The organism is Mesorhizobium sp. M4B.F.Ca.ET.203.01.1.1 (assembly GCF_004791025.1).
GTDB classification, from domain to species: domain Bacteria; phylum Pseudomonadota; class Alphaproteobacteria; order Rhizobiales; family Rhizobiaceae; genus Mesorhizobium; species Mesorhizobium abyssinicae.
Window position 1 is genome coordinate 15,133 of the sequence record NZ_SRUO01000023.1, and the last position, 20,684, is coordinate 35,816.

Sequence of the window (20,684 nt, forward strand, 5' to 3'; positions counted from 1 at the left end):
GATTGTGTGAGGCCGGCGCGACACAATTTTGTCCTGCTTGCGACAGTGCAAGTCCAAATCCGTTCAGAAGCACAAAGCACTCCTTGTCGCGCAGAGGGCGCGCAAGACCACTGGCCTGACGATTGGCTCATCAGGCTCTTAGAATTTCCTTCACCTCGAGACTATGCCGGCGTATCGCCTAGCCGACTTGTCGCGGCGTGAGGCGGAGAATTCGAGCCGCATTAGCCTGAACCCAGCCGGCCTTCTCCATTGTGTCGATCAGCCGGTCACGCTCCGTCCGTCGCGGTCCCAGCGCCGGTCCGGCCGTATCGTTAGAATCGCAACCGGCTATCTCGTGTTCAGGGGCGCCGATGCGCCTAACCGGCTTCGTGCTGGGCCGTGAGAGCTCGTCGATGCCATTGCCACGTTCCGAAAGATTGGTTCCTTCCAGAGGAGAACGCGCAAGTGTGGCTGTTCTTTACACGCAGTTCTCCAGCTCGCGGACGTTGCCGGGGAAATAGCATTGCGAGATCAGCTCAACTGCCGACGGCGTAAAGCCATGGTTCTCCATATTTTAAGGGTAAGCGCTGTGTCCTTCCAGGAGTGCCCGCGATCTGTGGGCCTGCCGATTCTGAGGTGGATCGGAGATCGGCTTGTGTCTGAACTTGAACTTTACGATTGACCCTGAGCGGCAGCCTCGGCGTTTCAAGGTGATCAACGGCGCTGTTAGTCGGCAGGCATTGGTCGATGGACGACAAGGGACGGAGTCATCGCCGAGACCCTGGGGCCGAACGTGGTGATCTCGGAGGTTGCCCGGCGCTACGGGCTGCGGCCGCGGCGGAACGCTCGCAAGCTTGCGACGTCGGCAGGACAGGCCACTCCCGCCTTTGTTCCGGTGGTGGTTTCGGTGGCGCCACCGGAACGACCCGTTGGGCCTACATCCGTGCACCAGAACTCAAGGCCGCGGCCTGAGAATCGGCCGCCCGCTCACCCTTTACTTGGTTCCTCAGCCGACAGCGCTAAGAAGGAGAGCAACTTCCGTCGGTGCGAGGATCATTGCGTCGTGGCCAGTGGCGAGTTCCTGCCACGCCCAGCCATCCTGCTTCGCGACCCATTCTCGCGCTCCCGCCGTCGGCGGGTGGAGCGGATTAGTGCAGACGACATAGGTTCGGGGCCTGCCGTTGCCGAGCGGGGGCTCGAGCTTAAGTCTGCTTTCGTAGGTGCTTGCCGCATGCGGTGTTATCCGGCGCCGCACCCAGTCCGTGAGCGAGTGTCCCTTGGGAATGCCGAATGCTGTTGGCGGCGGAGTCGGCATGAAGATACCCCGTCCTTCCTCCGCAACCAATTTTCGACGGGCGGCGACGATGTCGGGGGGCATGGTGCTGAATACACTTTGACCGCTCTCGACGATGGCGCCGTCGAGCGAGATAAACGAGATGGCTGATATGGTCGGGTATCCGGTCGGCGGCGCCGGTGATGCTGATGCCGCCTAGACTGTGACCGACAAGGATCACATCGCTCAGCTCTTCCGTTACAATGTGGTTGACGATGTCGGTCACGAATGTGTCGGGCGTGATGTCCTTGCACAGCAAATGTGCGCGTTCGCCGACACCTGTCTGGGTCGGCGTGGTCACGTGGCATCCCATCTTGCGAAGATTGGCGGCGACGTCCCGCCAACACCATCCGCCATGCCAGGCACCATGCACTAGCACATACGTCTTTGTCATGGATTGTGCCGTTCCATTTGCTCACCGGCCGTTGTGGCTGCCATCCGGCACGATGGCCGAACGTTGTCCCAAAGGGGCTCGACCACGTTACCGGTGGTAAGTCCGGCGCACAGGCCGCCGCCGTGGCCTGAGGACACCCCTACCAGTCGAGGAAATTTGAATTGCGAACGCCCAATATTCACTAGCTCTTTGCAAGTGGATGGAGAGGCTCATGGTGTGCCGCAGTTGCTCGCTGCCGGCATGCTCTTGGCACGGTCCCGGCTGATCATCCGAACTTGAACAGGACACCAAAGCCGCCGCGCGGATAGTTCCACTCGATGTCGCCGCCTTTCTCGCACAATATCCGGCAGGTGCCGCATTCCATGCAGCCGTCGGCGGTGATCTCGACTTGGCCCCTGTCATTCAACTCATAGCATTTCGCTGGACAGACGTAGGTCAACGCAAGCAAGTTCGCGCTTGGCTTCTCGTGCGGTCGCACTATGATATGGGGGCGGCCGGAATCGACCAGGTAGCGGTTCTGGTAAAGCTTGTCCTCGACACGAACCTTCGTCACTGCGATCGTCATCTTGTACCCTCTTCAGCGCCATGCCAATGCCAGCCGGACCGCGTCGCTGACCAACCCCCAGCGCGAGCGCGCGTTGATGAAGGCGGCCGTGGTGGCCCTTTCCTTCTCGATCTTCGGCGTGCCGTCGACACGCATGAAGTTCTGAGCGGCATACGACATCAACCGCGGATAGCTGGTAAAAAAGTTGCTGGAATTGGTGTGGAGTAAGGCTGGCATGTCCTTGTATTTCTTAAGATCCTTGATCACAAAGGATTCATCCAGCATCGTCTTGTAGAGCGCAAGGTTCCCTTTGGTCATAGGACCGTTGCGGCTTTTGACTTTGATGATCGCCTCAGCCGCGACACGACCCGAGGTCATGGCAAGGTTCGAACCCTCACGGTGAATGGCATTGTTCAGTTGCGCTGCGTCGCCGACGATGACCCAACCGTCGCCGAAGAGCTGCGGAATGGCCCTGTAACCACCTTCGGGGATAAGATGGGCGGCATATTCTTTCACCTCCGAGCCAGCGATCAGCGGCCGGATCGAAGGATGGTTTTTCATCGCGTCTAGGAGGGCGGACGGGCTCTCCAACATCGCGGCGAAATCCGAGACCAGGCAGCCGATGCCGAGTGAAATCGACTCCTTGTTGGTGTAAAGGAAGCCGAGCCCGGCCATGTCGCGAGAGATCGTGCCCACGGCCTCGATTACGCAGCCTTCATCGCCCTTGACACCGAACCGCTGGTCAATGACCTCTTCGGGCAAGAAATGCATTTCCTTGACGGCAAGCGCCACGGTCTCCGGCTTCGGCATCTCGCGCAGGCCTGCGCGAGTGCCAAGCAATCCCGACACCCCTTCTGCGAGAACGACCACATTCGCGAAGACCACTCCGCCAGCCCGGTCTGTGCGGACGCCGATCACCTTGCCATTGCCATCACGGACGAGTTCCGTCGCGGTCGTCTCACACAGGACCGTCGCGCCAGCCTCGCGCACCTTGCGGGAAAACCATTTGTCGAACTGGGCGCGGATGATCGTGTAGCGGTTGGGTTTCGCCTCATTGAAGTCGTCCGACCGGTAATGAATTCCGGTGTGAGATGTGTTGTCCATCACCCAAAGTCGCTGTTCGACCAGGTGCCGCTCGAGGGGCGCATCATCCCGGAAGTCCGGGATGATCTTCTCCAGCATGTTCGCGTACATTATGGCGCCCTGGACGTTCTTAGAGCCCGGATATTCCCCGCGCTCCAACTGCAGTACCTTCAGCCCCTGGCTTGCCAAAGTGTAAGCAGCTGCGTTTCCGGACATGCCGGCTCCGACCACAATGGCATCGAATTGTTCAATCATGTCCTCTCCCTCAACTCGCAAGCTTGTCTCGACTGTGCGGCGACAGCCGCCGGGTGAAGGCTTCCGTGAGTGCGGGCAGGAAGCGGATTGCATCCGTGACGATCCCGAGGTGGGCGAACTCGAAAATCGGCGCGTTCGGATCGGTGTTGATCGCGACGATGAGATCGGCCCCCTCGACCCCAACTCGGTGCTGGATGGCGCCGGAAATTCCGGCCGCGATGTAAAGCTTCGGTCGAATGGTCTTGCCAGTTTGGCCAATCTGGCGATCAGCCGGCATCCAGCCCTTCTGGACCAAGGGGCGCGAACAGCCATGCTCGGCGCCGATCGCTCGGGCAAGATTCTTCACAAGCTGAAGGTTCTCCGCCGCACCGAGACCGAGGCCTCCCGCAACCACGACATCCGCATAGGCAAGATTTGCCATTGCCGACTGGTTATCCGGTAGGAAGCCGAGGACTTTGGTGACGATATCGTCCTCAACGAGCGACAGCTTGTGCCGCATGACACGCCCGACCGGCTTATCCACCCGTTGCGGCATAGGCATGACCCTTGGTCGCACCGTCGCCATTTGCGGCCGGTAATTTAGTGTATAGATCGTACACAACAACGAGCCACCAAAAGTCGGACGGGTCGCGGCGAGTGAACCGTCGGAATCTACATCAAGTTCGGTGCAGTCGGCCGTGAGCCCCGTCTGCAGGGTCGTCGCTACCGAGCCCGCAAGATCCCTGCCCAGTGTGGTCGCGCCGAGAAGGAGGATTTCGGGTTTATGGGTATTGACCAGATCCGTGAGCGCCTTGGCGAACGGCTCGTTGCGGTAGTCGGCGAGCGGCGGCGCATCGACGATGTAGACAAGATCCGCCCCGTAAGCGAAGGCCTCGGCAACAGCGTCCTCGACCATCTCGCCCGGCGGTCCCAGCACGACGCCCGCGAGCTGGACTTCAAGCTTGTCGGCTAATTTGCGGCCTTCACCCAGCAGTTCGAATGATACAGGATGCACATTGCCGCGTTCGAGCTCGAGGAAGACCCACACGTGCCGGTAGTCTTTGAAACGGTCGGGAAGTTCTTTCTTTACACCGGCACGGCCGGGGGCAAGGCGAGGGGTAGCTTGGCTTGCGGTCGACATTTTCTGCTCCTGGCCGTCACGTGCCGCTCTTGAAGGCCAACTCATGTTCCAGCGCCGGCCGGCGGGTTAAGATATCGGCGATGAGTTCATCGGCGATGTCCTGCAAGCCCTTTTCCGCGGTGTCGATCTGCGCCGCGCTTTCTGCCCGTGCGGTGGGGGCGAAAACACGCTTGACGACTGTCGGCGAGCCACGCAGACCGCACCGGGTGAGATCGTCAATGCCGGCGTCGGCTGCAGTCCACTTCACGACTTGGCTGCGCGCCGCGCAAAGAGCCTGCTGGAGCGAGCCCCGGCGGATTTCGTTGGTGTCTTCCAGCATGGTAATGAGGCAGGGGAGTCTGCTCTTCAGCAACTGGGTGCCGCCTTCGGCGCGACGCGCGACTTCGATCTCGCGCGTTTTGAGATCGATGGAGGCAATCTTCGCGACGTAGGTAAGTTGCGATAGATTCAGGCGCTTGGCTATGCCTGGTCCGACCTGGGCGGTATCGCCGTCAATCGTCTGCTTGCCGGTGAAGACGATGTCTGGCCTGCCGAAAGTCTCCCCAATTTTTGCGATTGCTTGCGAAAGAGCAAAGGAGGTCGCCAGCGTATCGGATCCGGCAAAATAGCGGTCCGTCAAGAGAACTGCTCGGTCAGCACCGTAACCGAGCGCCTTTCGCAGCGAGTCCTCCGCCATGGGCGGACCCATTGTGAGCACAGTAACCTCGCCACCATGAACGTCGCGCAGTTTGAGCGCTTCTTCGAGGGCGAACAGGTCGTAAGGATTGATGATGGTCGGCACACCCTGACGCATGATCGTGTTCGTCACCGGGTGGACGCGGATCTGGGCCGAATCCGGCACCTGCTTGATGCAGATTACGATGTGCATTGGCGATTTCTCTAAGCTCCCAGTCCGGATGCGTGCTTGGCGGTTCACCTCATTGCCTGCATCGTTCATGCCAAGTCTTCTTCCTGCCTCTATTCCAGAAGGTGGCTTCGTTTGCGTCCGAGGAGGCGTCATGAGGACTGGATTTGTCGACTTCCCGACATTGTCGCGTCGCAGCCGTGTCGGGCTCATTACTTTCCGAACCGCTTCAGTGCAGAGTCGAGCGGGACGAAGGCGCGGCCAGGTGCGGGACATATGTTTGGATCGTGGTCCCTTAGCACCTTGAACACACGTTGCGTGAGCGGCGAGGAAGTCGCGAAATCTTCGTAGGCGCGTTCCAGCTTGGCGCGCACCCGCGCGGCGATTACCTGGTCAGGCAGACCGGAGAAATCTTCTTCGGCAAGGTATTGGCCCACGCGCTTCATGATATGGAGCCGCGAGACATTCATCACTTTCGGGTCGTAGGAGACGCCAAGGCAGGCGAAGAAGTCCTCCGCAGCCGACAGGCCCTTCAGTCGCGCCAGGATATCGGTGGGATCAATCGGGCGGCTGTCAGCGGAGCAGTTCATTGTATTCTCCCGGCGCGAAATTGTGGTGTCGATGCGTTGGTGACATTGCTGACGGCGTGCCGACCTCTGGCACGGCGGCTGGGGCAAGAGACTTGGCGATCTCAAGCTTTTCTGAAGTGGTGAAGGCGACCCCGGGTTGCCTGCTCTCCATTGCGTAGGGTCGTCACGTTGAGGAAGTCCTCACGGCTCATGAGTGGGCGTCGGCTATTGTGCCGCTCGGGCCCGGGCCGGAATGAAGGTGTTCTGCACCTCGCCCGCACAGTCCAGCACTGGGAACGGCACGTAGTTTCTCGATGATCGCAGGCAGGACCTCAAGCACGCGGTCTACGTCATCTTCGCCGTTGTCACGCGACAAGGAGAAGCGGACTGCCCCACATGCCGCGTTCATAGCGATCAGAACATGGCTCGGTTCCATTGAGCCAGAGGCACAGGCGGACCCGGCGGAACAGGCGATTCCCAGCCGGCTGAGGACAATTGGGATTGCATCGCCTTCGATACCTTCGAATCCAATGTTTGCAGTGTTTGGCAATCGCTCCTGCGGATCGCCGTTGATGGATGCGTTTGGGATGCGCTGGATGATCCCGTTCTCAAGGCGGTCGCGCAACCATTTTATTCGTGTTGTCTCGTCCATGAATTTCAAGGCGAGTTCGGCCGCCATGCCCAGTCCGACTATGCCGGGTGTGTTTTCAGTGCCTGCACGCCGGTCGCGCTCTTGGTGGCCACCCTTGATCAGGGAGGAGAAGCGCACGCCACGTCTTACATAAAGCGCGCCTATCCCCTTTGGACCATGCAGCTTGTGGGCGGAGAGCGACAGCATGTCGATCGCGGTCGATTTCAGCTCAATCGGAAACCTTCCGACCGCCTGCACTGCATCAGTGTGGAAAAGCGCGCCGACTTCCCTGGCTAGGTCGGCAAGCTCAACCACGGGAAAGATCGTACCGGTCTCACTGTTCGCCCACATTATCGAGACGATTGCCACTTGTGGGGTGAGGGCGGTTCTGTAGGCGTCCAGGTCGAGCCGGCCGTGGTGATCGACTGGGATAATGTGCACCTTGACGCCGCGCGTCTTTTCAAGGTGCGCGCACAACTTCAGAACGGCCGGATGTTCAACCGCGGAAGTCACTATTTCCGTTCGACCGGGCATTACCTCGAGCGCCGAAAGGATGGCTGTACTGTCGCTTTCAGTCCCGCCCGAGGTGAAGATGATCTCGTCCTCGAATCCCGCGCCGATGAGGGCTTGCAACTGCCGCCTCGCCTTTCTCACGGCTTCAGCAACCGATGCGCCATAGGCGTGCATGGACGAAGGATTGCCAAATTGCTCCGTAAAGAAAGGCAACATCGCTCCAAGGACTGCAGGATCAACCCGCGTCGTTGCGTTGTTGTCGAGATAGACAGGTCTCATGGGAGTGATCCTTCAACTGCTGAAATGATTCAAGGGTAGGCGGGCCATTGAACCTCTGGCGCATATCGTATCTGGTGAGGTGGGCGGCCGGGCGAGCGATGGCTTGGCTGACCGGTCGCTGCCGACATTGCCATTTGGTGGCGGCATCCGCCGGGAATTCAGCTGTTTCGGGCAATGTTGTTTGCTTGCCCACGGCAACGATCGATGATCGCGATTTGGCACATCACCGAACGCAATTGTTCCGGGCCGACAGTGCGTGTCGGCTGGTTCCAGAGCGCCGGGGGTTACCGGTTTGACGCAGTATTCCTTGGCGTCGCTATAGTCGAACATAGCCTGTTCCCCTGCAATCATTTGCAGGACTTGCCGCAGCTGCACTTCTCCTGCGCATTGGGGTTATCGAAAACAAAGCCGGATGTTTCGAGCCCTGTGACGAAGTCGACGGTCATGCCGGCGGCATGGGGTTGGGAGCCTCTATCCATGAACACCTTGAGCCCATCTCGCTCGATGATCGTATCGCCCTCATGTGAGACGCTCTCCAGGCCCATTGAGTATTGGAAGCCGGCGCAGCCGCCGGCATGGACCATGATGCGAAATCCTTCCGCCGGCTCGCTGGCGCGGTAAAGAGCGGCCTTGATGGCGGCAACAGCGTTGTCGGTGAGCGTAATCATGGCTCGATTTCTCCTCGGTCCGTGACGTTTTCGCGGATCATCTCGCATGAACCGTGCCAAAGGGAAGACGTGTGTAAAAACGGTAGGACATCCCGACGTCTCTATGCTCGATTGCTGGGGAGACGTCCGACAACCGACACTTACTGTCGGGTTTGTCGCGTCCGCGTCACAGGAGGGGCGCCTGAGTTCGCGATGCACTCACGCGTAAAGCAATGAACAGAGCCAAAGATGTTCAGAGCTTGCCGCGGAGCAACTGGCACGACTTTTGAGAGCCTTCGTTGCGGCGGCAAAATTGCCGGCCGATTCACCTTTGGGTTGCCCTCGCAATCGAAGAACGAAGGAAGCAATATGTCGCTCCTCCCTCAGACCCGCCTTGTGTGGGAAAGCAGCACCGCCGGTGGAACCCGAATGCTCGATCGGCCGATTGGCGCCGACCACCCAACAATCGCTCTCTACCGGCGATTGGCCGCTGACCGCCCGGAGACAGGATTCGACTGGCGTGTGCCTGACGATCAATCGCGTCCGCCGTGCACACCCCTGAGGCCCTTTTTTCGACCGATCGTCAAAAGAAGAACGGGGCGGGGTTAAAAACATGGATCAGCGCAAGAAGCGGTCGCCCAACGAAATCCGGCGTGCGTGGGAAGTCTGTCCGAGCATTCCCGCGCGTGATTTCGCCGCCCAATTGGGCATTTCGGAAGCGGAACTGGTCGCGGCCCATTGCGGTTTCGGCGCGGCACGCATCGACCCGCGCGTCAATCACCTGCTGACGGGCCTCGAATTCGTGGGCGAAGTGACGGCGCTGACCCGCAATCAAGGTGCCGTGCACGAAAAGATTGGCGTCTTCAACAAAGTGATAACCGGCAACAATCACGCCATGGTCCTTGGTGACGAATTCGACCTTCGCGTCTTCCCGCAGGCTTGGAGGTATGGTTTCGCTGTTGAAAGGCGCCATCGCGGCGGAATCCAGCGCAGTTTGCAATTCTTCGACGCCGCCGGCGCAGCAGTGCATAAGGTGCATCTCAGGCCGGTCTCCAACCTTCATGCCTATCGAAAGCTGGTGGCCGAGCTCGTATCCGCCAACCAGGAGCCGACCATGTCGCTTAAGGCGAGAGTAGCCGACCTGGGCGCGAGGACTGCGGACCGGGCCGGCACGGTGGACGACCTACGCGAGCACTGGAGCCGGCTGACTGACGTCAACCTTCTGAAGACGCTCAAGCTCAGCCGCTGCCAGGCTTTGCGCATGGTAGGCCAGGATTACGCTTGGCTGCTCGACAATGCTGCAGTTGGCGCCGTGCTCCAGCGTGCGGCCGAAGACGAATTGCCGATCATGTGCTTCGTCGGCAACCGAGGCTCTATCCAGACCCATTCCGGCTTAATCAAGTCGGTCAAGCAGATCGGGCCGTGCATCTATGTGCTGGACGAAACCTTCCGGCTGCATCTCAGGAGCCACCAAATCCGTGAGGTTTGGGCCGTGCGCAAGCCGACCAATGACAGTCACGTCACCTCGCTCGAAGCATATGGGTCCGACGGCAAGATGATCATCCAGTTGTTCGGTGCGCGCAAGGAAGGCGAACGCGAGCGCGACGACTGGCGGGTTCTGGCGGAAAACCTGCCGCGTTTCCCCGACAGCTACATGAGAACAGCTACATGAGAAAGACCGATCGTTGTCGGTGGGACGCCGGCGCCCATCTGCCTCCGCAGCGAGTAGCCGGGCATTGAAGCCGAGATCGGGAACACGATGACGCAATAAGCGCGCTGTATTGTCATAACGCGATGAGCAGGTAGCAATTTGGCGCTGCCCCATCGAAGGCATGGTTACGACGAAGCCGCGGCCTTTGGCCGAGCTCAGAGGTGACAATAGCGTTAACGCCACCGACCGTCGTCACTCCCCACCAGGCGGTCAGCTGTTGCGGTTCGGGCCGAGCAGAAATACTGTCAAGACAGCGAGGAACGTGGCAACCGCGCTGTAGAGAAAGACACTGGCAATGCCCGTGTGATCCACCAATAGGCCACCGAAAGTTGTGCCGGCTGCGATCGCCACTTGGAAGGCTATGACCATCAGTACACCAGCGCTCTCGGCCTGTTTCGGAGCGGCGCGCAGCACCATCCAGGTCTGCAATCCGACCGGGACCGCGCCAAAAGCAAAGCCCCATACGGCAACTGCAATTGCCGAGGTCAAGGCCGATGCTCCCATAGTCAGGAGCGAGACAGCGGCTACGGCAATGAGCAGGGGCGGCAGGGCCGCGACTGCCTTGAGACTGTGTTTGGTGAGGAATGCGCCCGCTAAATTGCCGAAGACGCCGGCCGTGCCAGAAGCAAGGAACACGAGCGGGATCGACTTCTTGTCGAGCGGAGGAACGCTCTCGAGAAAGTCGCGGATGTAGGCGAAGCTGGCAAAATGGCCGGAAGCGACCAATAGCACGACTAGGACCGCAACCTTCATCGTCGGATTCTTCGCGACATCCAGCGGACTGCGGAATCTGCGCACTTCGATCGGAGGCAGTGGCGGAATGGTTACGAGTTGCACGAGCAGCGCAACGGCACTCACGATTGCGGCGACCTTGAACGAGGCTCGCCATCCCCAAATGTCACCGACATAAGCGCCGATTGGAGCCGCGCAGACGGAGGCGACAGAAACGCCGGTGAGGATGATCGACATGGCGCGCGGCATGAGGTGACTTGGAACCAGCCGCATTGCCAACGCTGCCGAAATTGACCAAAAACCACCGAGCGATATGCCGAGGACGACGCGTGCCGCCAGCAACACCGGCAGCGACCCCGCAACCTCCGCCAGAACGTTCGACAGGATCAGCAGCAGCGTCATCGCCCAGATGACGACCCTGCGGTCCAGACGCTTTGTCACGATGGCCATTGTCGGTGCCGAGATCGCCGCGACGATTGCGGTCGCTGTTAGCGCCTGTCCAGCCGTGCCCGTGCTGATACCGAGATCATGCGCGAGCGGTGTCAGAACGCTGGCGGGCAGAAACTCTGCCGTCACAAGCCCGAAGGTGCCGAAGGAAAGCGAAATGATCGCACCCCATGCGGGGCCAGACCGTTGATAGGGACTTTCTGGGTCAAGCCGATCTCGGTCGAACAGAGCCGCGTCCACTAAATCTGTCGCCGATTCGGTCATGAATGAGTTCTCCAGCTAGGAGCTGTTGCAGCAGGGGTGGCTATATCGCCGGGGATCAAAGCCGCTAGACCTTCCGGCGGCGGCCAGTCGGCCTCAGTCGAGGCCTCGGCGCCCACGCATCCGAGGCCTCATCGGAGGGCCGACGGACACAACCGTCGACAATGCGGGAGAGTTCTCGGCGCGGTCGCATCGATCGCATCCGTCGAAGTGCGGCCTGTTCACTGCGAACCAAGCAAGCCGAACGCGGTGTCCTCGATCGAGGCCTTGATGGGGGGATGATCGACGATCTCTATATTGCTTTGAAGCAGGAAGTTCCGTCGCCATATGCGGTTATCCTGGCAGCCAGAATTGAGCGGTCGTCGCAAGCACCAAGGCGGTCGCAATGAGTGCAACGAGGCGGAAGTCTGATCGATGGCTGCGGTTCGATGGCCGCGCGATCGACAGAATTGAGGTGATGAGTTATCCCTTTTGAAGCCGTTGCTCCCAATTCTGGGATAAGGTAATTGCAGGCGGTCCCAGCAACGTCGGGCGGCCTTTTTGGTGATTGAATTCATGGGACGACACTCTCGGTCCGTGACGCGTCTGCGAATGACTGCGCAAGTACCGTGCCATCAACGACAAATCTGGCTCTGCTGAGCGGGTGGTGGAGGCACGAGCGTGGGCTATCCCAAGAGCTTGCCGCAAGGTTGTTCGAAGTTGAGGTGCCGGATAGGCCGCAAATATGTCGGGCGGCCTGGGGTTCGCCAACACGAAGATGCGCAAGTTCAAAAGGACGAGCTGAACCCTTGCCGATATCCGTCCGAGGCTGATCTGGAGAAGGTCAAGAACTGCGTCTTGAAGGCTTTCCGCCGCACCGGCAAATGCGAAGCCAAGGTGCTGGGCAAGATGGACAGGGCCACACAACCCCTCGACTGGACGCTCATTAACGGCATCGGTGTGGCTCTGGTAGCTGGCGAGAAAACGCCGTGCTGAAAGACGAAAGCTCGTGTGGCCGGCTCTGAAGGAGGGCCAATGAGGCAGGCGAGGAGAGGCTATAGCCCATTCTTGTAGACTGACCTTGTCCCACGGAGGCGGCTAACCACCCCGCCAGACATCATCGAGGGGAGCGCCACTAGGCTCACGAACAAGTGTTGGTCATTTCCACCTGGGTGACCTCGGCCAAGTCACCAAACCGCTTAGCGCAACCTTTCGAACTGGATGCTCCCCGGGCACATGATCGGCTAGCGATCCCACCAATTGAGTTGCTCCAAGTCGGTGTCTAGCTTTCTACATTCTGTGTCCGACGCTGGACAAGAATGTTGCAATCCCGACCAGTAAGTCAGCACAGGCGCCACCTGTTGCCCAGCAAACGGCAAGGATTATCGAAAGACGAATTCGGCACGGAGCTTGCACCAACGATTGCATGCAAATGCCGACAGCATCTCATGAACGGTCTCTCGATTCTGGCGCGGTTAAATCGCGGCCGGTTCCAGATCATGTCCCGCCCGAAATGGTGAGGGACTTCAGCCTGTTTACGTCGCCCGGCATGTTGCCGACGGCCAACGGGGATCCGCATGCAGCGGTTGCTTGCGTTCATGCCGGGCCTCCGATCTTTTATTCAACCAGCAACACGCGCGACGGTCGGGGTACCTGGGTCATCACTCGCGCGAGCGACCAGCGCCGGGTGCTGCAGGACACCGAAACGTTTTCCAGCCATCGCAGCATCTTCGCCTCTGTGCTCGGCGAGAGCTGGCCGATGATCCCGCTTGAGCTCGATCCGCCATTCCACGGTGTTTTTCGCTCACTGCTCAATCCGCTGCTTTCGCCAAAGCGGGTAATGGCATTGGAGCCGGCTGTCCGGGAACGAGCGATCAAGCTGATCGACAGGATCGCCGCATCAGGCACGAGCTGCGACATCATGAAGGATTTTGCAGTTCCGTTCGCGGTCAATATCTTCCTTCGCTTTATTGGGCTTTCGGACGACGGACTAGAAACATTTGTCGGCTGGGCTAGAGATCTGCTCCACGGCGATAAGGAGCAACGACCACCCGCAGCCCGGACGATCGTGGCCTTCATCGACGAACTTGCCACCGAGCGCCGCAAGGAGCCGGTCGATGATTTCATGACCTTCATCGTGAAGGCAAAGGTCGAGGGCCGTCTGCTCAGTGACGAAGAAGTCCGTGGCATCGGCGTGCTTGTGTTCGTCGCGGGGCTCGACACGGTCTCAGCAGCCATATGCTTCGACTTGGCCCATCTCGCGCGCAACCCCAAAGATCAGGAATTGCTACGAAGCGAACCGGACCGGATTGCCGTCGCCGCGGAAGAATTGCTGCGCGCCTATTCGACCATTCAGATGATCCGAGTGGCAACGAAGGATGTCGACTTCAAAGGCGCGCCGATCCGCAAGGGAGACTATGTTTCCTGTGCCACGATGATTGCCAATCGTGACCCGGCGGAATTCGAATACCCGAATGAGATCGATCTGGCGCGCGAGGACAACCGGCACGCTGCCTTTGGCTATGGTCCCCATCGTTGTCTTGGCTCACACCTTGCCCGGCGGGAGATTGTCATTGGCCTGGAGGAGTGGCTGGCGCGCATCCCAGCCTTTCGGATCAAGACAGGGACTGAACCCATCACCTTCGGCGGCCATGTGTTCGGGATCGAGAATCTGATCCTGGACTGGTCCTGAAGTTTCCGCCAACGACATTGGAGTTCGCTATGCGTGTCATCGTACACAAAGCCAGATGCCAGGGTCATGCGCGCTGCTTGGCGCGGGCGCCGAGAGTCTTCAAGCTTGATGACGACGGCTACATCTTGCCCGGTGATATTGATGTTGCCGATGGGGAGCAACTGCTTGCCTCACAAGGGGTAAGAGCCTGCCCCGAACAAGCTCTGGAAGTTGACGAGCCCCCCGCTAACTCAATTGTAGAGAGAGACACACGCAAAGTGCAGACTGGCGTCGGGAAGGACAAAACAATCATACAATTCGCGACAGAACCTGTCGACCACGCGAAAATTACCGAACTGCGTGACCGAGAGGCGATCCGCAACTGCCTGTATCGGTACTGCCGCGGGATAGACCGCGCCGATGAGGCGGCGCTGCGTAGCGCATACTGGCCCGAAGCGTATGACAGGCACGGTCCCTATTGCGGACCGGCAGAGGACTTCATCCAATTTGCTCTCGGTCTGCCGGGGCAGCGTAACATCCATCAAATCACGAACAGCCTGATCGACTTCATCAGTTCAGCAGAGGCCGCGGTCGAGAGCTATTTCACCGCGCTGCAACGCGGACCGGATACAGACCAAGAAATACGTCAGACGCTGCTTTGCGGCCGTTACTGCGATCTGTTTCAGAAGAGGCAGGACGAGTGGCGAATTGCGGAACGGACAGTCGTCTACGATTGGGTTGAGGAGCAAATCCCGCCAGCGATTCTTGAGGCAGATAGGTTCGGCCGGCGACAGCCGATTGGAGCACCACATCCAGACGATCCCATCTACCAGCTGCTCAAGCGTCACATCCCCACCGACCAAGATGGCGTCGAGGGTCCCCAACTGGGAGCTGCATAAGTGGGTAGAAATGGAGGATGAGCGCCTTGCGGGATTGAGATCTGTGTGGGGCCGCAACTGGCGGTCACTGCAACGATTTGGCTCGACCCTTCATTCCGCCCAAGGTCGATGGGCTGAGATCACAAGCGGTCATCGTGGAGAAGCTCTCGTGAAACTGGCAGCACGCACCGTAATCATCACAGGCGCCGCGGGCGGGATCGGCCGTGCCCTGGTCGATATCCTTGCCGCGGACGGAGACACTGTAGTTGCGGTGGACCTTCCGGGCAGTGGTGTGGTTGAACTGGCTCGGGATCTCGGGTCGCCGCACGTCGGTCTGGAGTGCGATGTGTCGCGAGAGAAGGACATGCTCTCACTTTTCGGCCAGGTCGAAGCACGGTTCGCGCAAATCGATGTCCTCATCAACAATGCGGCGGTTGGACCCACGATGGATAGGATCATCGACACCGCTGTCGATACCTTCCGACGCGGCGTGACAGTGAACCTTATTGGGCCATTCGTTATGGCCCGGGAAGCGGCGCGGCGCATGAGGCCGGGCGGTGCGATCGTCAATGTGGCTTCGATGGCGGGCGTGGTCGGCAATCCCAGGCGCAACGCCTACGCAGCCTCGAAAGCTGGCGTGATCTCGTTGACAAAGTCCCTTGCGTGCGAGTGGGCTATGCGAGGAATCCGCGTCACGGCGGTGGCGCCGGGCTCCGTCCGCACCCCAATGGTCACAGAACTGGCACGCGCTGGCAAAATGGACCTCGCGGCGATACGCCGCCGCGTGCCGATGGGGCGCTTGGCTCGCCCCGACGAGATCGCCAGGGTCGTGCGTTTTCTGAGCAGCACGCAGGCGCGCTACATCACCGGCTCGGTGCTGGCAGTCGACGGAGGCTGGATGTCATTCAACCAGCCGGGGGATGCTCACCCGCCGGTGGATAGTGCGCTCCAAGCCGAGCTCTCCTGTCCGGCCGAATGCACAGATGCGCGAATCGTGCTCGTCACCGGTGGCGCAAAAAGCATTGGCGCGGCCGTCGCTCGCCGCTTTGCCGCGAACGGCGACACCGTCGTGATTGCTGATAAAGATGGCACTGCAGCGGCAGAGCTGGCTACATCGCTCCCCGGCAAGCATCTGGCGAAATCGCTGGACGTGGCCGTCGAGAGCGATGTGGTGTCGATGTTCGAAGAGCTGAGGCGACGCTTCGGGTATATCGATGTTCTGGTCAATAGTGCTGATACCGCCGACAGGATTGTGCCTGCGATCGAGCAACTGTCGAAACAGCTCGAACACGTCCTGGATGTCAACCTTACCGGCGCCTTCACCTGCGCGCGCGAAGCGATCAAGGCTATGCGCCCGGGCGGCGTGATCCTCAATCTCGGGTCGATCGACAGCTTTCTGCCGTTCGCGCCGCGCCATGCCTACGGCGCCTCCAAGGCGGGGATGGATATGCTGACCCGTTGCATGGCGGCCGAACTCGGCCCGGTCGGAATTCGGACAGCCACCGTCGCTCCTGGCCACATCCGCACGCCCGCACTTGCTCAGTTGGCCAAAGCCGGCCGCATCGACCTGGCAGCAATCGGACGACGCATCCCCATGGGCAGGATGGGACGGCCAGAAGACGTCGCAGATGCATCGTTCTTCCTTGCTTCGTCTGACGCCTCATACATCAACGGCTCGATCCTCTACGTGGACGGCGGCTGGACCTCGTTCGGTGATGCGGGAAACGCCAGCGAACTCTATGACGAATGTTTTGCGGAGGCCGCAGGTTAATTGCCAGGCATTCGCAGGGCGACCGGCCGAGCATTATGAAGCCTCGGCTCCACGACGCACCCGAGGTGCTTGAGATCCAAGCATGCGCATGCCGAGCACATTCCCGGTCGGCTGACGTGTCTATAACGAGGAGAAATCATGGAATTTGCCACTTTCATTCTGGCCGCCCAGCGTGGCTATCACCAATCCTCAGAAAGCGTCATCCGCAACTCCATCGAACAGGCCGTCGCTTCGGAGCAGGCTGGGTTCAACACCGCGTGGTTTGCTGAGCACCACTTCAACAATTACAGCCTCATACCATCCCCGCTGATGATGGTGGCGCACTGCGCCGGCTTGACAAGCACGATTCGCCTGGGCACTGCCGTCTGCGTGCTGCCGCTTTACCAACCGCAGCGCCTGCTGTCCGAGATCGGCTTCGCCGACATCGTTGCGAACGGCCGTCTCGAGCTCGGCGTAGGCTTGGGATACCAGCAGTTCGAGTTCGAACGGTTCGGCGTGGACATCGATGAGGCGCCGGCCGTCTTTTCGGAATACCTGGACATCATTCTCAAGGGCCTCAACCAAAACGTCTTCGAACACGACGGCCAGTATGAGAAGATCCCCCCAACAGCGATTTCGGTCCGCACAGTCCAGCAGCCGACGCCGCCTATCTGGATCGCTGGCGGAGCCGCACGGATGGCTCGGGCCTACCGCGAGGGGCACAATTTTTTTGTCACAGCCTTCCACGACGGCTTAGAGACTTTGACCACACTGCGTGAATCAGTCGAGAGGGCGGCGGCATCCGAGGAAAAGAACGTCACCGACGTCAAGATATCGCTGCTGCGCTGCTGCTATGCCAGCCACGACGAGTTGGAGATCAACAGCTATCTCGACAATGCCCGCTTCCAGCGCCGGCTTTCTGAAGCCCTGCATCAGCGCCGCCAACAGAGCCACGATGGCTACCTGCTGCAGGAGACACCGACCCAGCAGGATCTGTCCTTCGAGACCATGCGCAAAAATTTGCCGATTGGCAGCGTAAATCGCGTGATTGATCGCCTGCTGGAAGAGATCGATGTCTTGAAACCGGACCAGATCGCAGTTCAGACTCAATTGGGCGACTTCGACCAAAAGACGATGCTGCGCCAGATCGAGCTCTGGGGCGACAAGATCATCCCTGCGGTCAACAAGGCGCTTTGTCATGCCGGAAGCTGAAGCCGGCCGTTACGATGATGGCTGCCTATCCACGCGCGCAATGGCGTGGGTCCGAGCTAGGGAGGAGCTTCGATCAGCATGTGCTGCCCTGCGTGCTTTCGCGTTCGCTTGAGGAGGTCCAGGCGGGCGAGGTGTTGGCGACGGAGGGGACAGGCCTTTCGTCTGTCGAATTGCGTGATGTCTTGGCCGCAACTTTCCCGTCTACCTCCAGCAGCGTATTCGCTTTGGAGGAGTTGAGCGAGCCCGAGCCGGAACTGGAAGAGGAGCTGCTGCGCCGGCTGCTGCTAGCGCATGCTGCGCCGGGCGACCCGGCGAGCGCCCGCTTGGCCAAGATCATCGCCCGGCGTGCGATGCGCACGGACCATCTTTGGCGGGATCTTGGCCTCTCAAATCGCGCTGAGCTCAGCCGCCTGCTTGCCAGACATTTTCCCGCGCTGGCGGCAGGCAACACAGAAAACATGAAATGGAAAAAGTACTTTTACCGCAAGCTGTATGAGGCCGAAGGCTTTTCGTCATGCACTGCACCCAGTTGTCGGGAATGCCATGACTTCGAAAGCTGCTTCGGCCCGGAGGAAGTTGAGAGTCGCCTCTCGCCGACCAGGAATGCCGGTTAGTCACTTCGCTTGATCGCAGCTGCGGACAACCGCTTATCACGGCGCCGTAGTATGGAGGAAGGGATGTTCATCGCCTCGCGATATTTGGTGACGGTACGGCGAGCGACATTGATGCCGGTCTGCTTGAGCTGAGCAACGATGTCTTCGTCGGAAAGTACCTTGTCGAGCGATTCTTCGGCGATGATTGCCTTGATCCGATGGCGGACAGATTTGGCGGAGTGCGCGTCGCCGCCCTCGCAGGATGCGATTGTCGCTGTGAAAAAATACTTCAGCTCGAACACCCCGCGCGGAGTTAACATGTACCTGTTCGAAGCCACCCGGCTTACCGTCGACTGGTGCATTTTGATCCCGTCAGCGACATTTTTGAGACAGAGAGGCCGCAGATGGGCGACGCCGTGTGTAAAAAAGGCATCCTGCTGGCGCACGATTTCGGTCGCAACCTTAAGGATCGTCTTAGCGCGCTGCTCGAGACAGCTGATCAGCCAGTTCCCTTTTTCCTGGCAATGGTCGAGAAACGCTTTGCCTTCCGGATTTTGATTGGTCAGCTGCGAGATTTCGGCGACATAGGTGTGGTTGATCAACACTTTGGGCAGCGTGGCCGGATCAAGCTCCACCCGCCATCCACCTTCGGACTTGGGCATTACCCAGACGTCCGGTACGATGGTTTCCGGCGTCCCGGACTGGAACCGGTCTCCAGGCTTGGGATCGAGCGCGCGGATTTCGTTCCTCATGTCGAGGAGATCCTCCTCGTCGACTCCGCAACGCTGCTTCAATCCCTGAAAATCCCCCCGTGCAAGCATCTCGAGATTGGCGACCAAAGCTGCCATAGCCGGGTCGAACCGGTCTTGCTGGCGCAGCTGAATCTCCAGGCATTCGCTGAGAGTTCGCGCAAAAATCCCCGGCGGATCAAATTGCTGCAAGATTCCGATGACCCGTTCCACATCAGCTTGCCGAACGTTTAACCTCCCGGCCAGATCGAAAAGGTTTACCTGAAGATAGCCAGTGTCCTCCAGATGGGCGGCGAGCTGTCCGGCAATCAGCCGCTCCTGCGGGGTGAACGGGGTGAGGGCGACCTGGCGGGCGACATGGTCGTGCAATGTTTCGGTGTGGGCGGTAAACTCCTCGACGGCAGGTCGATCGTTGCCGCTACTGCGTTGCGACTTCCATTGCCCGCGCCCGCCAGACGGCCCGCCAATGGGCGATTCGCCGATTTCGCTTCTGCTTTGACTGCTCCGCTGATCCACCCCTGACAGCGGCGAAACGTCGTCAAACGGGTCAGGCTTCAAAACGGGGTTCTTCTCGAGTGCCTGCTCCACGAGCTGATGGAGTTCAGTATGCGTCAATCGCAGCAAGCGAATAGCTTCAATGGCTTGAGGCGATAAGACCATACGTTGCTTCTGGCGTTGAAGCAGGCTTGCTGAGAGATGCATGTTGAACCGGTAATCTGCCGAGGAGGCTCTAGTGTGTGCTGGGGTTGTGTGAGACTTGCCACTTCTGGGTCATGCCGCCGCCTTCAGTTTGTCGAGAACGTTTTGCGGGGATGAAACGCCATAGGGGTCCGTCTCGCAGTTGTCACAGAAGCCTTCCTCCTCGAACCACTGCTCCACCACGCCATCGTCGATCAGAGCGGCGTATCGCCAGGAGCGCATGCCAAAGCCCAGATTGTCCTTCGCGACCAGCATGCCCATCTTGCGCGTGAACTCGCCCGACCCGTCTGGGATCAGCTCGATCTTCTGCAGCCCCAAGGACTTTCCCCACGCATTCATGACGAAAGCATCGTTGACTGAGACGCAGTAGATCGCGTCAATTCGCAGTTCCAGAAATTGATCATAGAGTTTTTCGAAATCGGGCAGTTGGAAGGTCGAGCAGGTCGGGGTGAAGGCGCCAGGCAGCGAGAACAGGATAACGCGCTTGCCCCCGAAATAATCGTCGGAGGTCTTGTTCTCCCACCGATAAGGATTTGGCCCCCCGATCGACTCATCGCGAACACGCGTGCGAAAGGTCACGAGAGGAACGTTCTTTCTATCGGTCATTGATTTGCTCCCAGGCCAAAGTGGTACGGTGCATTTTTCGGTTAAACTGAAGCGGCATCGACTTCGGTGGACAGTTCCGGCAGCCTTTCGCCCTGGCGTGGTTGCCTCGGACCAGTCTTGTGCAAGACCGCCCCCGAGCAGGGACGTTTAACGGCGACGAGCTTCCAGTTTTCCGCGGGGACGGGGAATGTTTGCTCGCGTGCTT

At 59.6% G+C, this 20,684-nt stretch carries 20 protein-coding genes and 1 pseudogene; 8 read left to right on the forward strand and 13 right to left on the reverse strand.

Annotated elements, in window-relative coordinates:
• Positions 1–178 precede the first annotated feature (178 nt).
• From EN846_RS30790 to EN846_RS30835, 10 genes are all read right to left on the reverse strand, one after another.
• Complete coding sequence (locus EN846_RS30790) at positions 179–430, reverse strand: helix-turn-helix domain-containing protein (RefSeq protein ID WP_311202830.1); 252 nt, start codon at positions 428–430, stop codon at positions 179–181.
• Positions 431–1,181: 751 nt separating this feature from the next.
• Positions 1,182–1,706: an alpha/beta fold hydrolase gene (locus EN846_RS30795; RefSeq protein WP_128345484.1), complete on the reverse strand. Its 525-nt coding sequence runs from the start codon at positions 1,704–1,706 to the stop codon at positions 1,182–1,184.
• Positions 1,707–1,971: 265 nt separating this feature from the next.
• On the reverse strand, positions 1,972–2,271 hold the full coding sequence (locus tag EN846_RS30800) for a ferredoxin family protein (RefSeq protein WP_091599526.1): 300 nt from the start codon (positions 2,269–2,271) through the stop codon (positions 1,972–1,974).
• Positions 2,272–2,283: 12 nt separating this feature from the next.
• Positions 2,284–3,588 (reverse strand): FAD-binding protein, encoded by a 1,305-nt coding sequence (locus EN846_RS30805; protein WP_091599523.1) that lies wholly within the window; start codon positions 3,586–3,588, stop codon positions 2,284–2,286.
• A gap of 10 nt (positions 3,589–3,598) precedes the next feature.
• Positions 3,599–4,708 carry an electron transfer flavoprotein subunit alpha/FixB family protein gene (locus EN846_RS30810; protein ID WP_091599520.1) on the reverse strand — a complete coding sequence of 370 codons (1,110 nt, stop codon included), beginning with the start codon at positions 4,706–4,708 and terminating at the stop codon, positions 3,599–3,601.
• 16 nt (positions 4,709–4,724) lie between these two features.
• On the reverse strand, positions 4,725–5,576 hold the full coding sequence (locus EN846_RS30815) for an electron transfer flavoprotein subunit beta/FixA family protein (RefSeq protein WP_126059306.1): 852 nt from the start codon (positions 5,574–5,576) through the stop codon (positions 4,725–4,727).
• A gap of 188 nt (positions 5,577–5,764) precedes the next feature.
• Positions 5,765–6,142, reverse strand: a complete 378-nt coding sequence (nifW, locus tag EN846_RS30820) for a nitrogenase stabilizing/protective protein NifW (RefSeq protein ID WP_091599514.1) — start codon at positions 6,140–6,142, stop codon at positions 5,765–5,767.
• Positions 6,143–6,329: 187 nt separating this feature from the next.
• Positions 6,330–7,544: a cysteine desulfurase NifS gene (gene nifS / locus EN846_RS30825; RefSeq protein ID WP_091599511.1), complete on the reverse strand. Its 1,215-nt coding sequence runs from the start codon at positions 7,542–7,544 to the stop codon at positions 6,330–6,332.
• Between the two features lie 12 nt (positions 7,545–7,556).
• Positions 7,557–7,874 carry a hypothetical protein gene (locus EN846_RS30830; protein WP_127284186.1) on the reverse strand — a complete coding sequence of 106 codons (318 nt, stop codon included), beginning with the start codon at positions 7,872–7,874 and terminating at the stop codon, positions 7,557–7,559.
• 17 nt (positions 7,875–7,891) lie between these two features.
• Positions 7,892–8,212: an iron-sulfur cluster assembly accessory protein gene (locus tag EN846_RS30835; protein WP_091599508.1), complete on the reverse strand. Its 321-nt coding sequence runs from the start codon at positions 8,210–8,212 to the stop codon at positions 7,892–7,894.
• A gap of 592 nt (positions 8,213–8,804) precedes the next feature.
• On the opposite strand from EN846_RS30835, the gene EN846_RS30840 reads away from it, so the two are divergent.
• Positions 8,805–9,863 (forward strand): ChuX/HutX family heme-like substrate-binding protein, encoded by a 1,059-nt coding sequence (locus EN846_RS30840; RefSeq protein ID WP_091599505.1) that lies wholly within the window; start codon positions 8,805–8,807, stop codon positions 9,861–9,863.
• Positions 9,864–10,112: 249 nt separating this feature from the next.
• On the opposite strand, the gene EN846_RS30845 is transcribed toward EN846_RS30840, so the two are convergent.
• On the reverse strand, positions 10,113–11,345 hold the full coding sequence (locus tag EN846_RS30845) for an MFS transporter (protein ID WP_091599502.1): 1,233 nt from the start codon (positions 11,343–11,345) through the stop codon (positions 10,113–10,115).
• Positions 11,346–12,002: 657 nt separating this feature from the next.
• Between EN846_RS30845 and EN846_RS30850 the strand changes: the two genes are divergently transcribed.
• From EN846_RS30850 to EN846_RS30875, 7 genes and pseudogenes are all read left to right on the forward strand, one after another.
• Positions 12,003–12,317, forward strand: coding sequence for a hypothetical protein (locus EN846_RS30850; RefSeq protein WP_091599500.1), 315 nt, complete (start codon positions 12,003–12,005; stop codon positions 12,315–12,317).
• 517 nt (positions 12,318–12,834) lie between these two features.
• Positions 12,835–14,013, forward strand: coding sequence for a cytochrome P450 (locus EN846_RS30855; RefSeq protein WP_164746650.1), 1,179 nt, complete (start codon positions 12,835–12,837; stop codon positions 14,011–14,013).
• Between the two features lie 29 nt (positions 14,014–14,042).
• Positions 14,043–14,165, forward strand: a pseudogene (locus EN846_RS36120) (ferredoxin); the annotation flags it as partial.
• Positions 14,166–14,303: 138 nt separating this feature from the next.
• Positions 14,304–14,891: a nuclear transport factor 2 family protein gene (locus tag EN846_RS30860; RefSeq protein WP_236378846.1), complete on the forward strand. Its 588-nt coding sequence runs from the start codon at positions 14,304–14,306 to the stop codon at positions 14,889–14,891.
• A 148-nt stretch (positions 14,892–15,039) separates the two neighbouring features.
• Positions 15,040–16,641, forward strand: coding sequence for an SDR family oxidoreductase (locus EN846_RS30865; RefSeq protein ID WP_091599495.1), 1,602 nt, complete (start codon positions 15,040–15,042; stop codon positions 16,639–16,641).
• Positions 16,642–16,779: 138 nt separating this feature from the next.
• Positions 16,780–17,832 carry an LLM class flavin-dependent oxidoreductase gene (locus EN846_RS30870; protein ID WP_091599492.1) on the forward strand — a complete coding sequence of 351 codons (1,053 nt, stop codon included), beginning with the start codon at positions 16,780–16,782 and terminating at the stop codon, positions 17,830–17,832.
• Positions 17,833–17,846: 14 nt separating this feature from the next.
• On the forward strand, positions 17,847–18,446 hold the full coding sequence (locus EN846_RS30875; protein ID WP_135914087.1) for a nitrogen fixation protein NifQ: 600 nt from the start codon (positions 17,847–17,849) through the stop codon (positions 18,444–18,446).
• On the opposite strand, the gene rpoN is transcribed toward EN846_RS30875, so the two are convergent.
• Positions 18,443–19,876, reverse strand: coding sequence for an RNA polymerase factor sigma-54 (rpoN, locus tag EN846_RS30880; protein WP_091599489.1), 1,434 nt, complete (start codon positions 19,874–19,876; stop codon positions 18,443–18,445). The genes EN846_RS30875 and rpoN overlap by 4 nt on opposite strands.
• A 69-nt stretch (positions 19,877–19,945) precedes the next feature.
• A complete protein-coding gene (locus EN846_RS30885; protein ID WP_029356553.1) occupies positions 19,946–20,479 on the reverse strand; it encodes a peroxiredoxin in 534 nt (177 codons plus the stop codon).
• Between the last annotated feature and the right edge of the window lie 205 nt (positions 20,480–20,684).